The organism is Massilia sp. Soil_C_3, from assembly GCF_057657035.1.
This window is the reverse complement of the sequence record NZ_JBDGJG010000001.1, coordinates 540,951-554,923: the sequence shown is the minus strand read 5'-3', so window position 1 is coordinate 554,923 and position 13,973 is coordinate 540,951. Positions and strand designations below refer to the sequence as shown.

Here is a 13,973-nt window from a genome sequence, read left to right as displayed (position 1 = left end):
CCCGGGCGCGATCCGATTTATATAAAAAACTTAATAGACAGCAATAATCGGTCGCCTTTACAGGTTAACCTGTCTCGAGGACGAATTCGCACCATGACGATCATCAATAATGCCCTCTCCGGCGCCCTCGCCGCCCAGATCGCGCTGTCGGCCAGCAGCCACAACATCGCCAACCTGCAGACCAAGGGCTATACCCGCCAGTCGGCGCTCTTGATGGCGGTCGGTCCGGACGCCAGCGGCCGCTCGGCCGGCAACGGCGTGCAGGTGACCTCGCTGCTGCGCTTCTCGGACAACTACAAGACCCAGGCGATGTGGCGCGCCAATTCGGAACAGGGCGTGTACTCGCAGTCGCAGCAGTACCTGACCCAGCTCGAAAGCTTGATGGGCGACGCCTCGGCCAGCCTGTCGGCCGGCATCGACGACTTCTTCAAGGCAGTCAATGCGGTGGCGGGCGACCCCGGCTCGACCCCGCTGCGCCAGCAGGTGCTGACCGCCGCTGGCCTGATGGGCGAGCGCTTCAACGGCCTGAACAACGTCTTCAACACCCAGCTGACCTCGGTGCGCCAGCAGCGCAGCGCCCTGGTCGACTCGGCCAACGTCGACATCGCCACCATCGCCCGCCTGAACCAGCAGATCATCGAGACCCAGGCCGGCGGCGTATCGGCCTCGAGCCTGATCGACGCGCGCGACCAGGCCATCGACGACCTGTCGAACAAGATGGCGCTCGAAGTCTCGGACAATGGCGACGGCAGCCGCGACGTCTCGCTCAAGAGCGGCCAGGCGCTGGTGATCGGCAGCATGCACGGTACCCTCAAGGCGGCCCCGACCGCCGACTCGCCGCAGGCGTTCTCGATCGCCTTCGCCAACTCGACCTTCACGCTCGACGCCAGCAAGATGGGCGGCCAGCTCGGCGGGCTGACCCAGTTCGAGATTAATACCCTGCTGCCGCTGCAGCAAGATGTCGACGAATTGGCCGAGCATATTGCCAATCTCGTCAATACCACACTGGCTGGAGGCACTACCGGAAGGCCGAATCCCGCTGACCCGACTCTGCCGCAGGAACCTGGCAGCCCGCTGTTCGTGTACACCCCGGGCAGTGGCTCGAACATGCTCAAGACCGTCGTCGGCTTCAAGGCCGAGGATCTCGCGTTCTCGAGCGACGGCACGCCGGGCGACACGGGCAACCTGCAAAAACTGGCCGCGCTCAAGAGCCAGTCGATCACACTGACTAATATCGGCACCGTGCTGCTGAGCGACGCCGACACCCAGATGCTGGGCAAGCTGGCCGTGGACAGCAAGATCAACAAGGCCGCCCTGAAGACCGCCGAGACCGTACGCGTCCAGTCGATCAACGACTGGCAGTCGACCAGCGGCGTCAACGAAGACGAAGAAGCGGTCAAGCTGGTGGAGTTCCAGCGCATGTACCAGGCCAATATGCAGGTGATCTCGATCGCCAATTCGCTGTTCGACGCCACCCTGGCCATGATGCAGTAAGGAGAACATGATGCGTATCGCCACCGCCCAGTACCAATCGACGATGAACCAGTCGCTTCAGAACAACCAGGACCGGCTCAGCTACATCATGCGCCAGCTGGATACGCAAAAGCGCATCCTGCTGCCCTCGGACGACCCGGTCGACAGCGTGCGGCTGTCGCGCCTGGCGCGCGAGGAATCCACGGTCGGCCAGTACCGCAGCAATATCGCCTCGCTCCAGCTGCGCCTGACCAAGTCGGAGGGCTACCTGAGCAATATGATCACCGAGATGATCCCGGGCCGCGACCAGCTGGTGTGGGCCCTGGACGGCGCCAATACGCCGGACGACCTGAAGGCCATGATCGCGCCGCTGCAATCGCTGCGCGACAGCCTGCTCCATACCGCCAATACGATCGATGAGGAAGGCAACTACCTGTTCGCCGGCACGCTGACCAAGACCGCGCCGCTGGCCTACAACGACACCCTGCCGGTCGGTTCGCGCTATAGTTTCGCGGGCAATACCAATGCGCAGAACGTCGTGGTCGGCAATGGCCTGACCCAGCCTGCCAACGAGAACCTCGATGGCCTGCAGAAACTGCTGAACCAGATCGATGCCACCATCAATGTCATGTCGCAGCCGGGCGCCACGCCCAACGATCCGGCCATACGCGCCGTGCTGACGGCCAACCTGGCTGGTTTCGACACCGCGCAAGCCCTGATCTCGAGCAAGATCGCCGACTTGGGCGGACGCCAGAACATCATCAAGACCCTGGACGACAACCATACCAACATCAGCCTGTCGAACAAGATCGCGATCACCGACATCGGCGCGCTCGACGTCGGCGTCGCCGCCACTGAGCTCAACGGTTACTCGACCGCCCTGCAGGCGACCTACAAGGCTTATGCCAAGATCGGCAACCTGTCGCTGTTCAATGCGATCTGACGGCCATGGAAGCACTCTCCAGACCAGCCGCCACCAGCCCGACCGCCTCGGGCGCCACCGCTAACAGCACCGCCGTCAGCGGCAACACCGGCGCCCAGAGCACCTCGGCCACCGGGAGGGCCCACGCCGTGCCACCGCTCGACGCCGACAGCCGCGCCATCACCCGCACTCCGCCGACTTCGAGCCCGCTGCGGCGCGGCATCGGCATGAACCAGAACCTGCAGAGCGAGGTCGCACGCGCCCAGCAGGCGCTCGACTACCTGGCCCGCATGGCCAGCCAGCTCGAGTCGCTCAAGGCCGACCTGAGCACCCGCCTGTCGAGCCGCGGCGCGGCGGCCTCGCGCGAACTCGAAGCGCGGGTGCGCCAGCTCACGGCGGCGCTGGAAGGCCGCCGCCAGCAGGCCGGCGACGGCGTCGACGCCGCGCTCGACTTCGACGCCGTGGCCGGCGCCCAGCAGCGTTTCCGCATCCAGGGCATGAACATCGCCGCGCTGCGCAACGGCGGCACCCAGACCATGGGCTTCTCGGTCGGCAGCGCCGGCGGCCCACAGCTGGCGGCCACGATCGAGCCCGGCATGACGCCCGAAGAAATCGCCCACCGCCTCGACCGCACCCTGGCCCCGGTCAAGGTGCGCGCGGGCCTGGACCAGGAAGGCGAGCTGGTGTTTACCACGCGCGAATCGACGTTCACCGGCATCAAGGACGCGATCGCGGTCACCGGTCGCGGCCGGGTCGACACGATGCCCGTGCCCGCCGCCCTCGACCCAAAGAACTGGGAGCTGGGCAATCCCGACGCCCTGCGCCAGAGCCTGCGCGAAGTGGTGCAGGCGCTGGCCCGGGTGCGCCGCTCGCAGGACGCGGCCTCGCTGGCGCTGAGCACCGCCATGGCGCGCAACACCCAGCCAGAGATCCCGACCGCCGAACTGGCCATGATCGCCCAGGACTTCACCGCCACCGCCGCCAGCCACGACTACGATTCGCTGCTGGCCATCACCTCGGCCCTGGTCGGCGTCAGCCGCGACCGGGTGACCGCCCTGCTCGGCCTGCGCTGAACCGGGCCAGGTCGCACACGGGTGGCCGGGGCTTGACCGTTCCGGCCACCGATACAATCGATGACTGTTCACGATCGTATTTTCATGCGATAAAGCAAGGGTAGCGACCTTCGGTTGCACGGCATTCCCAACCAGGATTATCGAGCCATGCTGACAACTTCCACCACGGGACTCGCGTCCCAGCCCGCCGCCAGGCAATACGGCGACATCCGCACCAACCTGACGCAGTCGCTGCTGGCCCAGAATCCCGGCCTGAAAGTCCTCGACGCCCAGGTCAAGCGCGACGACGCACGCCTGTCGTCCATCGGCAAGATGGCGCTGGCGCTGGACGGCTTCCGCTCGGTCGCGGCCGGCCTCACCGGCGGCAAGCTCGACATGCTCGCGACCGCCAGCGGCAGCGCGCTGACGGCCAAGCTCAGCGCCGCTTCCGCCACGCCCGGCAAGTACACGGTCGACGTCCAGCAGCTGGCCCAGGGCCAGAAGCTGCAGACCAAGGCGGTGGCGGACAAGAATGCGGCGCTGGGCAGTGGCGGCGCCAGCACGATCACGGTCGAAACCGGATCCGGCGCCAATGCAAAAAAGACCACGGTGCGCATCGATCCGAGCAACAGCAGCCTCGAAGGCATTGCCAAGGCCATGCGCGAGGCCGGCCTGGATGCCGAAGTCGCCAAGGATGGCGACGGCTATTCGCTAAGCCTGACCGGCGAGACGGGCGCCGCCAACGGCATGCGCATCAGCGTCGCCGGCGACCCGGTATTGGGAGGACTGCTCGCCTACCAGCCGGGCAAGGAAGGCGGCATGCAGCAGGTGGCCGCGGCCCAGGATGCGCGCGTGGTGGTCGGCGACAAGACCGTCACCTCCGCCACCAACTCGGTCACCGACGCCATCCCTGGCCTGAACCTGACCCTGAAAGAGACCGGTAAAAGCGAGGTCGAGGTGCGCAGCGATCCGGCCGCGATTGCCGGCAACGTCAAGGATTTCGTCAAGGCCTTCAATGAGCTGAACACCCAACTGGGCAAGCTGGAAACGGGCGATGACCGCTCCGACACCACGCTGCTGCGCATGAAAGCCCAGATCGGCAACATCGTCAACAGCAGCAGTGTGCGTGACCTGGCCAGCTTCGGCATCACGCAGAAGGATGGCGCACTGGTGCTGGACGAGGACAAGCTCAAGGCGGCCATCGCCGCCGACCCGGCGCGCGCCAACAAGGTATTCAGCGACAAGGGCGGCCTGGCCGATCGCCTGGTGGCCCAGGTCGACAAGCAGATCGGCACCAGCGGCACCCTGGGCGTGGAAGCGGCCAGCGTGTTGCGCGAACGCGACCGTCTGCTCGACCAGCGCGACAAGGTGATCGACACCGTGACCCGCCAGGCCACGCTCATGGCCCAGCAATACCAGATGGCCGGCAGCGGCACCGGGCTGTTGTTCGGCGGCGGTGCGGGGCGGCCGATGTCGCTGTTCGATTACATGGCATAAGGCGTCTCGAATAAAAAAATCCCGCTGCATGCAGCGGGATTTTTTATCCTTGGTGCGGCGCAGACCGCCGGAATAGCTCCTAACTAAGTGGCTTCGCGACCGGCCTATTCACTCTAGAGCCAATTCAGGTGACGTTTGCCCAGGCGGACGACTTCAACGTGAACTCGATCAGTTCGTCACTGTCGATAAACTTAATGGTTTATTCCCACTATAACTTGATCGGCAGAATTAAGTGCCCGACTTCGTCATGCTCGATGAGTCCGCCGTCAACCCGTTGCTCGTCACGCTTTTCGCTAATTTAAACCTATTAATCAAGAATTTAATACCTGCCAGCCAATGTCTAACGTATCGCAGCTAAAGCTTCGAATGCATCAAAAAGTTCATGCATTCGAGTGCTAGGATTGAGCTCATTTACCTCAATAGCATCCGCTATAACTTTATGCGCATTACTCCTTGCCGTCCCCAGCCTGGGAAGCAGCATAGCAAATAGACCTTTAGCTTGCCCCTTCGCATAATCAGCCATACTCGGAATTTTTTGCAAGTCGGAAAACATTTGAGCACCTGGCGAGTCATTACCAGACCGATGGTAACCTTTTCGCGAAAATTGATAATGGAGAAAGAGCCAAAATTCAAAGCACGGATAGCTCACAACTAGCTCAACATTGGACTTCCGTCCACGTAGAAGGTCGCACGCCGCATCAAAAGTCTCATGCGTATCTCGATCGATGACACAATATATAGAGTCAAATTGCTTACTCTTATCAAGCGCATGCTTAACAATATTCAAAGGATCGGTACACCCAATGTGCGCGACATCAATCTTTGCATCAACATCAAAATGTCGTTTAGCATCTTCCAAATATATCTTACAGGATTTTAAATCCTCACAAATTACTAATACTTTAGCGCCGACCACATATTTTTTTGCTCTGCGCTCAAAAGACTGGACTGATCTCCCCATGGCTATCTCATCTCAATTTGCATGTGTAGTTATATCCTTACCAGCGTCGTCTAACGAGTTTACCGCAGGAAGCGACCTATAGTAACCTTCATAGTAACGTTTTTCAACATCTTCGCTTTCCCGTCCGGCAAAATCGTAGATCGAACGTAATCGAGTAGCGCCTGACCTATTTCTCTCAGTTAACCAAAACTGGTCTCGCCGCAAGAGGCGTGAGTCCATCAAGTGGGTGTCATGTGTTGTAAAGATCAACTGTCCCTGTCCGTCCGTTCTCAGAAACTTTTTCACCAACGCAACTACAATCTCTGGATGCAAGCTGCTATCAAATTCATCCACCATCACTACATGCTGCTCAGACATCGACCATGGACCGTAAAATCCAATAAGATTTTTTGTCCCTTTTGACTCTTCGCTTAAATCAAACTCGGCACTCCCCAGATCAGTAGTATGAGTGAGCGTGGTTTTCTTTGGGCTCCTGACGCTTTCGATGAAACTTCTTTGCTTTTCGGTCAGTGATTTATCTTCAAACGTTATAGCCTCATCGGATTTCTCATTCTGAAATTTTATACCAGTAACCGGAACATCAAGTTCTTGCAGGTAGGTTGAGATCTTATCGCCAAGAACAGGTAGATTCACACCAATCATCTGAACGAGCTGAGACCAAGAGTTCATTTGATTATCATCCAGCACCGAAAAATCTCGTTGCAACCATTTAAGCGGCACCCGCAACTGTTGAAGTTCCTCACTGCTATTAGCAACAGCCTGCGTAAGAAACAATATTTGAGGACTCGTCAACATCCTCCATGCATTATGAACAGTTTCCCCGCCTTCAAACTCCGGGCCAAACCGATAGACATCAACACCATCTCTAAATTGTCGCTCATAGAAAAGAGTTTCCACACCGCGCGGGTATGCCACTAAACGCTCCTCCACGACTCTGTCCTTCGTTAACGCAAGTTCAAATTGGTAACGACAACGTCCAGTAATAAAATGCGTCTCGAATCTGCTTGGCTCTGTAGAGAGAAATGCATCAAAACGGAACGGGGTAACAGGCAGCGCGCGATTTTCCGCTTGCGGCATACGATTGACCATTGTCTGAAGAACTTCCAACCCCATCATCAGGCTAGATTTTCCCGAGGCATTTGGCCCGTAAATTGCGGCAACCTTGAGGAGATCTGGAAAACGCTCGCCGTCAAGGTCTGGCTTGAGTAGGCACTCCCTCTTGCGTAGCCTTGGAGCCGCGACCATCGACAATGTCTGACGTTCGCGGAACGAACGAAAATTACTTATCGAGAACTCAACTAACATGCAAAAAATCCGTTCGTAGTGGGAGGGTATAGGCTAGATTATCGCTGATTGGCAGCTCAATTGCATTTTTTTTGCAATTGATTGCAAAATCCCTATGTTCGACGCATACGGACGCAGGGGTGTCGCCATAACACTACATAGCAGTCCCAAGCACCTATTAAAAAAATCCCGCTACGTGAGCGGGACTTTTTCAACCTGAGGCAGCGCAAGCTTCCCCAACAAGGCTTACGCGCCTTCGCGGCTAGCCTTCTTGCGCTCGTGCTCTTTCAGGTAGCGCTTGCGCAGGCGGATCGATTTCGGGGTGATCTCGACCAGCTCGTCGTCCTCGATGAACTCGACGGCGTATTCCAGCGACATCTGGATCGGCGGCACCAGGCGCACTGCTTCGTCGGTACCCGACGAACGCACGTTGGTCAGCTGCTTGCCCTTGATCGGGTTGACGACCAGGTCGTTGTCGCGCGAGTGGATGCCGATGATCATGCCTTCGTACACCGGGGTGTTGTGCTCGACGAACATGCGGCCGCGGTCTTGCAGCTTCCAGATCGCGTAGGCGACGGCGGCGCCGTCGTCCTGCGAGATCAGCACGCCGTTGCGACGGCCAGCCAGTTCGCCCTTGCTGTTGTCGACGGCGGCGTATTCGTGGAACACGTGGCTCATCAGGCCGGTGCCGCGGGTCAGGGTCATGAACTCGCCCTGGAAGCCGATCAGGCCACGGGCCGGGATCAGGTATTCCAGACGCACGCGACCTTTACCGTCGGATTCCATGTTCTGCAGGTCGCCACGACGGCGGCCCAGTTCTTCCATCACGCCGCCCTGGTTGGCTTCTTCGACGTCGACGGTCAGGTTCTCGTATGGCTCTTGACGGACGCCATCAACCATCTTGTACACGACGCGCGGACGCGAGACAGCCAGTTCGAAGCCTTCGCGACGCATGTTTTCCAGCAGGATCGTCAGGTGCAGCTCGCCGCGGCCCGAGACTTCGAAGGTGGTGTCGTCTTCGGTCGGCAGCACGCGCAGCGCGACGTTGGCCTTCAGTTCACGTTCCAGGCGCTCGCGCAGCTGGCGGCTGGTGACGAACTTGCCTTCGCGGCCGGCCAGTGGCGAGTTGTTGACCATGAAGTTCATGGTCAGGGTCGGCTCGTCGACGGTCAGCATCGGCAGCGCTTCCGGCGTGTCCACGGCGCAGACGGTCGAACCGATGCCGATGTCTTCGATACCGTTGATCAGGCAGATGTCGCCGGCGACAGCCGAGTCGACCAGCACGCGCTCCAGGCCCTTGAAGTTCAGCACCTGGTTGATGCGGCCCTTGATCGGGGTCGAATCAGGACCGTTCATGATGAGCACGTCCTGGCCGGTCTTGACGGTGCCGCGGTTGACGCGGCCAATGCCGATCTTGCCCACGTACGACGAGTAGTCGAGCGAGGTGATCTGCATCTGCAGCGGGCCGTCCGGATTGTCGTCACGCACCGGCACGTATTTCAGGATGGCGTCGAACAGCGGCTTCATATCGCCTTCGCGCACGCTTTCGTCCAGGCCGGCATAGCCGTTCAGGCCCGAAGCGTAGACGATCGGGAAGTCCAGCTGCTCGTCGTTCGCGCCCAGCTTGTCGAACAGTTCGAAGGTCTGGTTGATGGCCCAGTCGGCGCGTGCGCCCGGACGGTCGACCTTGTTGACGACGACGATTGGTTTCAGGCCAAGTGCCAGCGCCTTGCGGGTCACGAAGCGGGTCTGTGGCATCGGGCCTTCCTGCGCATCGACCAGCAGCAGCACCGAGTCGACCATCGACAGCACGCGTTCCACTTCGCCGCCGAAGTCGGCGTGGCCCGGGGTGTCGACGATGTTGATGTGCGTGCCTTCGTATTCGACGGCGCAGTTCTTCGACAGAATGGTAATGCCGCGCTCTTTCTCGAGATCATTCGAGTCCATGACGCGGGTGTCCACGGCCTGGTTCTCACGGAAGGTGCCGGACTGACGCAGCAGTTGGTCGACGAGCGTGGTCTTGCCGTGGTCAACGTGGGCAATGATTGCGATATTACGAATCGCGCGTTTGGTGTTTGACATGATTTTTGAGAAGTAGCGTGGAGTACAGGATGTACTGGAACTGCAAGTCCGATGCTGCCGCTTACTGAAACAGATTACGGAAACCGACTAGTATAGCACGGGAAGCCGCCCAGTCTGAATCTTGCGCGGGAAAGACACGATTTTTTGGCGGACTGCCGGCGCGTCGTCACCGCAGCAGCTTAGCCGCTGCCGGTGACAGGCGCATGACATGCGCTCAGGCAAGGGCTCGCACAAGGCGTCAGGCCGGCGCCGCCGTCGAGATCAGGCGCTCCGGCGCCAGGATCGCATACTCGCCCAGCTGGCCGGTGCCGAGCAGGCGGCCGTCGTGGTAGATGCGCACCCTGCCCTGTTGTTCCGGCACGGCGACATCTTCCTTGCCGAGCGCCAGGCGCTGGCCTTGCAGGAAACGCCTTGCCAGCTCAAAGCCCAGTTCGATCGACGGGAAGGTGGACAGCAAGGCATCGACCGGCCGCAGCAGCGAGAGCGGATCCGGGTGCGCCAGCAGTTCGTCCAGCGTGATCATGCCGGTGACGTCTAGCGCACCGACCTCGATCCGGCGCAGCGCGTTCAGGTGCGCGCCACAGCCGAGCGCGGCGCCGATGTCCTCGCCCAGCACGCGCACATACGTGCCCTTGCTGCAGGTGACGCGGATCTTCAGGAATGGCGCATCGTAGGCCATCATCGACAGCGCGTGGATGGTCACCGGCCGCGCCTCGCGCTCGAGCGTGATGCCCTCGCGCGCATATTCATACAAGGCCTTGCCGTCGCGCTTGAGCGCCGAATACATCGGCGGCACCTGCTGGATCGGACCACGGAAACGCGCCAGCGCCGCCTCGATCTGCTCGATCGTGACGTCGACCGGCAGGGTCTCGATGGCCTCGCCCTCGGTGTCGCCGGTCGTCGTCATGATGCCCAGGTGGACCGTCGCTTCATAGGTCTTGTCGGCCTCGAGCAGGTCTTGCGAGAACTTGGTCGCTTCGCCGAAGCACAGCGGCAGCAAGCCGGTGGCGAACGGGTCGAGCGTGCCGGTGTGGCCGGCCTTCTTCGCGTTCAGCACGCGCTTGGCACGGATCAAAGCGTCGTTCGACGACAGGCCGACCGGCTTGTCGAGCAGCAGCACGCCATCGACGAGGTCGCGCGGTTTTTTCGCGGGACGTCCGTTCACTCTTTGTCCGCCGGGTCGGCTGCCTGCATGTCGGGATGCAATTCGGGATTCGACTCCGGATCGTCCTTGGCGCGGGTGGCGTTGGCCTGGTCGATCAGGGCCGACATCGCCAGGCCGCGCACGGTCGAGGTATCGTGCAGGAAGTGCAGCGACGGCAGCGTATGGATGTGCAGGCGCTTGCCCAGCATATTGCGCAGGTAGCCGGAGGCCTTGTTCAAGCCTTCCAGGGTCTGGCGCACGTCTTCCGCGCTGTCCTTGAGCAGGGTGAAATAGATCTTGGCGTGGGCGTAGTCCGGGGTCAGCTGGACTTCGCTGATGGTGACCATGCCGACGCGCGGGTCCTTCAGTTCGAAGGCGATGAGTTCCGACAGGTCCTTCTGGATCTGGTCGGCCACGCGCAGGCCGCGCTGTGGGATGCTTTTACTGTGTTTAGCCATGATGGGTTTACTACTTTATTCTTTTGTTAGCTTCAAATCACCGTCGTCCCCGCCCTCGCCGGGCGCCTTGGCGGGGACCCAAGTTTCTTAGCTCAGCAGCTGCGCTTGCGGGTAGCGGTTAAGCGAACAAACTTGGGTTCCCGCCAAGGCGCCCGGCGAGGGCGGGAACGACGTGCTCAGGTCGGGACCCGATGGAAAAAAGGGCCAGGCCCTCCGCGGCATTGCCGCGAAGCGTCCTGGCCCCATGGTACGCCAACGGCGTGACTTACAGCGTACGCGCCACTTCGGTGACTTCGAACACCTCCAGGACGTCGCCGACCTGGATTTCGTTGTTGCCCTTCAGCGACAGACCGCACTCGAGACCGGCGCGCACTTCTTTCGCGTCGTCCTTGAAGCGTTTCAGCGAATCGATCTCGCCGGTCCAGATCACGATATTGTTGCGCAGCAGGCGGACCGACGAGGAACGCTTGACCACGCCATCGGTGACCAGGCAACCCGCGATCGCGCCGACTTTCGAGACCAGGATGACCTGGCGAATCTCGACCTGACCGGTAATGGTCTCGCGCTTTTCCGGCGCCAGCATGCCCGACAGTGCGGTCTTGATCTCGTCGATCGCATCGTAAATGATGCTGTAGTAACGGATGTCGACACCGTTCGCTTCGGCCAGCTTGCGCGCCTGGGCGTCGGCACGGGCATTGAAGCCGATGATGACTGCCTTCGACGCGGTTGCCAGGTTGACGTCCGACTCGGTGATGCCACCGACCGCGGCGTGCACGATCTGCACCCGGACTTCGGAAGTCGACAGCTTCTGCAGCGAGCCGACCAGCGCTTCCTGCGAACCCTGCACGTCGGTCTTGACGATCAGCGGCAGGTTCTTGACTTCGCCTTCGGCCATCTGCTCGAACATGTTCTCGAGTTTCGCGGCTTGCTGCTTGGCCAGTTTCACGTCACGGAACTTACCTTGACGGAACAGGGCGATTTCACGCGCCTTGCGCTCGTCGGCCATGACCATGACTTCTTCACCGGCGCTCGGCACTTCGGTCAGGCCCTGGATCTCGACCGGAATCGATGGACCGGCCGAGGCGATGGTCTTGCCGTTTTCGTCCAGCATGGCACGAACGCGACCGAAGGAAGAACCGGCCAGCACGACGTCGCCGCGCTTGAGGGTACCCGATTGGACCAGGATCGTCGCGACCGGGCCGCGACCCTTGTCCAGGCGCGCCTCGACCACCAGGCCACGGGCCGGGGCTTCGGTTGGCGCTTTCAGTTCCAGCACTTCGGCCTGCAGCAGCACTTGCTCGAGCAGGTCGTCGACGCCGGTACCGACTTTGGCCGACACTGGCACGAATGGCGATTCGCCACCGTATTCTTCAGGCACCACGCCTTCGGCGACCAGCTCTTGCGTCACGCGGTCGGTGTTGGCGCCCGGTTTGTCGATCTTGTTGATCGCAACAACCAGCGGCACACCAGCGGCTTTTGCGTGAGCAATTGCCTCTTTGGTTTGCGGCATCACGCCGTCGTCCGCCGCCACCACCAGGATGACGATGTCGGTCGCCTTGGCGCCACGGGCACGCATCGCGGTAAACGCTTCGTGGCCCGGCGTATCCAGGAAGGTGATCATGCCGCGCGGGGTGTCCACGTGGTATGCACCGATGTGCTGGGTAATGCCGCCGGCTTCGCCCGAAGCGACCTTGGCGCGACGGATGTAATCCAGCAGCGAGGTTTTACCATGGTCGACGTGACCCATGACGGTGACCACCGGTGCGCGCGAGCTCGATTCGTACTCGGTATGCTCGCCCTGGTCGGCCAGCAGCGCTTCCGGATCGTCCTCGGCGGCAGCAAAGGCCTTGTGGCCCATCTCTTCCACCAGGATCATCGCGGTTTCCTGATCCAGCACCTGGTTGATGGTGCACATCTGGCCCAGCTTCATCAGCTGCTTGATGACCTCGGATGCCTTGACCGACATCTTGTGCGCCAGTTCGGCCACGGTGATGGTTTCAGGAACGTGGACGTCCTTCACGATTGCCTCGGTAGGCGCCTGGAAGTTCGATTCACGATCGTCGCCATGACCGCGACGGCCGCCACGGCCACCGCTGCGCCAGCCGTCACGGCCACCGCCGCCGGCAGGTGCGCCACGGGTTTTCAGGCCGGTGCCGCCACGCTTCTTGTCGTCAGACCAGGTCGACGACACATTGGCCGACTTGATCGACTTCTTGTCGCCCGGCTTCTTGGCGTCGTCCTTCTTGACTTCGCCCGGTTTTTTATCCGCAGGCTTGTGCAGCGTGCCGGCGGCAGCTGCCGGAGCGGCTGGCTTGGCCACCGGTTCCGGCGCCTTGATCACGCGGCGCGGCTGGCTCATCATGAGCTTGATCTGCGCCACTTCGTCGGCCACGGCCTTGCGTGCACGCTCGGTGGCGGCAGCGCGCTCGGCGGCTTCCTTGGCAGCGACTTCTTTCGCAGCCTTGGCGTCGTCGGCAACTTTCTTGGCGGCCTCATCGGCGCCGGCAGCGGCTTCCTTGCCGGCAGCAGCTTCCTTGGCGGCAGCGGCAATCGCGGCCTTTTCGGCGGCGTCGCGCTTGGCCTGTTCGGCAGCTTCGCGCTTGGCCTGCTCTTCAGCGGCCGCGGCTTGCGCCTTTTCTTCGGCTTCCAGCTTGGCCAGGCGTTCCTGCTTTTCACGCAGGTCGGCTTCCTGACGGGCGATCAGCTCGTTCTGGCGGGCCGCTTCTTCCTCGCGGCGTGCCTGTTCGGCAGGGTCGATCACCGGTTCTTCGGCCGCCTTGGTCGTGACCAGGTCGTCGCGCTGCACGAAGGTGCGCTTCTTGCGGACTTCGACCTGGATGGTGCGCGATTTACCCGACGAATCGGCTTGCTTGATCTCGCTGGTTTCCTTGCGCGTCACCGTGATCTTCTTCTTCTCGCCGGTATCGGCTGCGCCGTGGGTACGACGCAGATGGTTCAGCAGCTTGTCCTTATCATCTTTCGACAAGGGATCTGACGTCGAGCTTTTCTCGACGCCGGCCGAACGCAGCTGGGTCAGCAGCAGGTCTGCAGGCATCTTCAGCTCGGTGGCAAATTGGGCTACGTTGTTACTCGCCATTCA

General features: G+C 61.2%; 10 protein-coding genes. 4 read left to right on the top strand and 6 right to left on the bottom strand.

All coding sequences use genetic code 11. From position 1 onward, the window contains the following. The first annotated feature begins 93 nt into the window (after positions 1–93). From flgK to fliD, 4 genes are all read left to right on the top strand, one after another. Positions 94–1,494: a flagellar hook-associated protein FlgK gene (gene flgK / locus AC3A6F_RS02395; protein ID WP_487678357.1), complete on the top strand. Its 1,401-nt coding sequence runs from the start codon at positions 94–96 to the stop codon at positions 1,492–1,494. Between the two features lie 7 nt (positions 1,495–1,501). Continuing rightward, positions 1,502–2,416 (top strand): flagellar hook-associated protein FlgL, encoded by a 915-nt coding sequence (gene flgL / locus AC3A6F_RS02390; RefSeq protein WP_487678356.1) that lies wholly within the window; start codon positions 1,502–1,504, stop codon positions 2,414–2,416. Between the two features lie 5 nt (positions 2,417–2,421). Further along, on the top strand, positions 2,422–3,468 hold the full coding sequence (locus AC3A6F_RS02385) for a hypothetical protein (protein WP_487678355.1): 1,047 nt from the start codon (positions 2,422–2,424) through the stop codon (positions 3,466–3,468). A 147-nt stretch (positions 3,469–3,615) separates the two neighbouring features. Further along, complete coding sequence (gene fliD / locus AC3A6F_RS02380; RefSeq protein WP_487678354.1) at positions 3,616–4,944, top strand: flagellar filament capping protein FliD; 1,329 nt, start codon at positions 3,616–3,618, stop codon at positions 4,942–4,944. Positions 4,945–5,284: 340 nt separating this feature from the next. Here the strand turns inward: fliD and AC3A6F_RS02375 are convergent, their stop codons facing one another. The 6 genes from AC3A6F_RS02375 to infB form a co-directional block, all read right to left on the bottom strand. Further along, positions 5,285–5,905 (bottom strand): RloB family protein, encoded by a 621-nt coding sequence (locus AC3A6F_RS02375; protein WP_487678353.1) that lies wholly within the window; start codon positions 5,903–5,905, stop codon positions 5,285–5,287. Between the two features lie 12 nt (positions 5,906–5,917). Next, entirely contained in the window at positions 5,918–7,210 is a 1,293-nt protein-coding gene (locus AC3A6F_RS02370; RefSeq protein ID WP_487678351.1) for an AAA family ATPase, read from the bottom strand. Positions 7,211–7,435: 225 nt separating this feature from the next. Beyond that, positions 7,436–9,271: a translational GTPase TypA gene (typA, locus tag AC3A6F_RS02365; protein WP_487678350.1), complete on the bottom strand. Its 1,836-nt coding sequence runs from the start codon at positions 9,269–9,271 to the stop codon at positions 7,436–7,438. Between the two features lie 238 nt (positions 9,272–9,509). Then, a complete protein-coding gene (gene truB / locus AC3A6F_RS02360; protein WP_487678349.1) occupies positions 9,510–10,436 on the bottom strand; it encodes a tRNA pseudouridine(55) synthase TruB in 927 nt (308 codons plus the stop codon). Continuing rightward, positions 10,433–10,873 carry a 30S ribosome-binding factor RbfA gene (rbfA, locus tag AC3A6F_RS02355; RefSeq protein WP_487678348.1) on the bottom strand — a complete coding sequence of 147 codons (441 nt, stop codon included), beginning with the start codon at positions 10,871–10,873 and terminating at the stop codon, positions 10,433–10,435. The genes truB and rbfA overlap by 4 nt, the downstream gene beginning before the upstream one ends. 265 nt (positions 10,874–11,138) lie before the next feature. Next, positions 11,139–13,970: a translation initiation factor IF-2 gene (infB, locus tag AC3A6F_RS02350; protein WP_487678347.1), complete on the bottom strand. Its 2,832-nt coding sequence runs from the start codon at positions 13,968–13,970 to the stop codon at positions 11,139–11,141. Positions 13,971–13,973 lie beyond the last annotated feature (3 nt).

Coding starts and splice junctions, on each gene's coding strand:
- flgK (WP_487678357.1), top strand. CDS start 94: ATGACGATCATCAATAATGCCCTCTCCGGCGCCCTCGCCGCCCAGATC.
- flgL (WP_487678356.1), top strand. CDS start 1,502: ATGATGCGTATCGCCACCGCCCAGTACCAATCGACGATGAACCAGTCG.
- AC3A6F_RS02385 (WP_487678355.1), top strand. CDS start 2,422: ATGGAAGCACTCTCCAGACCAGCCGCCACCAGCCCGACCGCCTCGGGC.
- fliD (WP_487678354.1), top strand. CDS start 3,616: ATGCTGACAACTTCCACCACGGGACTCGCGTCCCAGCCCGCCGCCAGG.
- AC3A6F_RS02375 (WP_487678353.1), bottom strand. CDS start 5,905: ATGGGGAGATCAGTCCAGTCTTTTGAGCGCAGAGCAAAAAAATATGTG.
- AC3A6F_RS02370 (WP_487678351.1), bottom strand. CDS start 7,210: ATGTTAGTTGAGTTCTCGATAAGTAATTTTCGTTCGTTCCGCGAACGT.
- typA (WP_487678350.1), bottom strand. CDS start 9,271: ATGTCAAACACCAAACGCGCGATTCGTAATATCGCAATCATTGCCCAC.
- rbfA (WP_487678348.1), bottom strand. CDS start 10,873: ATGGCTAAACACAGTAAAAGCATCCCACAGCGCGGCCTGCGCGTGGCC.
- infB (WP_487678347.1), bottom strand. CDS start 13,970: ATGGCGAGTAACAACGTAGCCCAATTTGCCACCGAGCTGAAGATGCCT.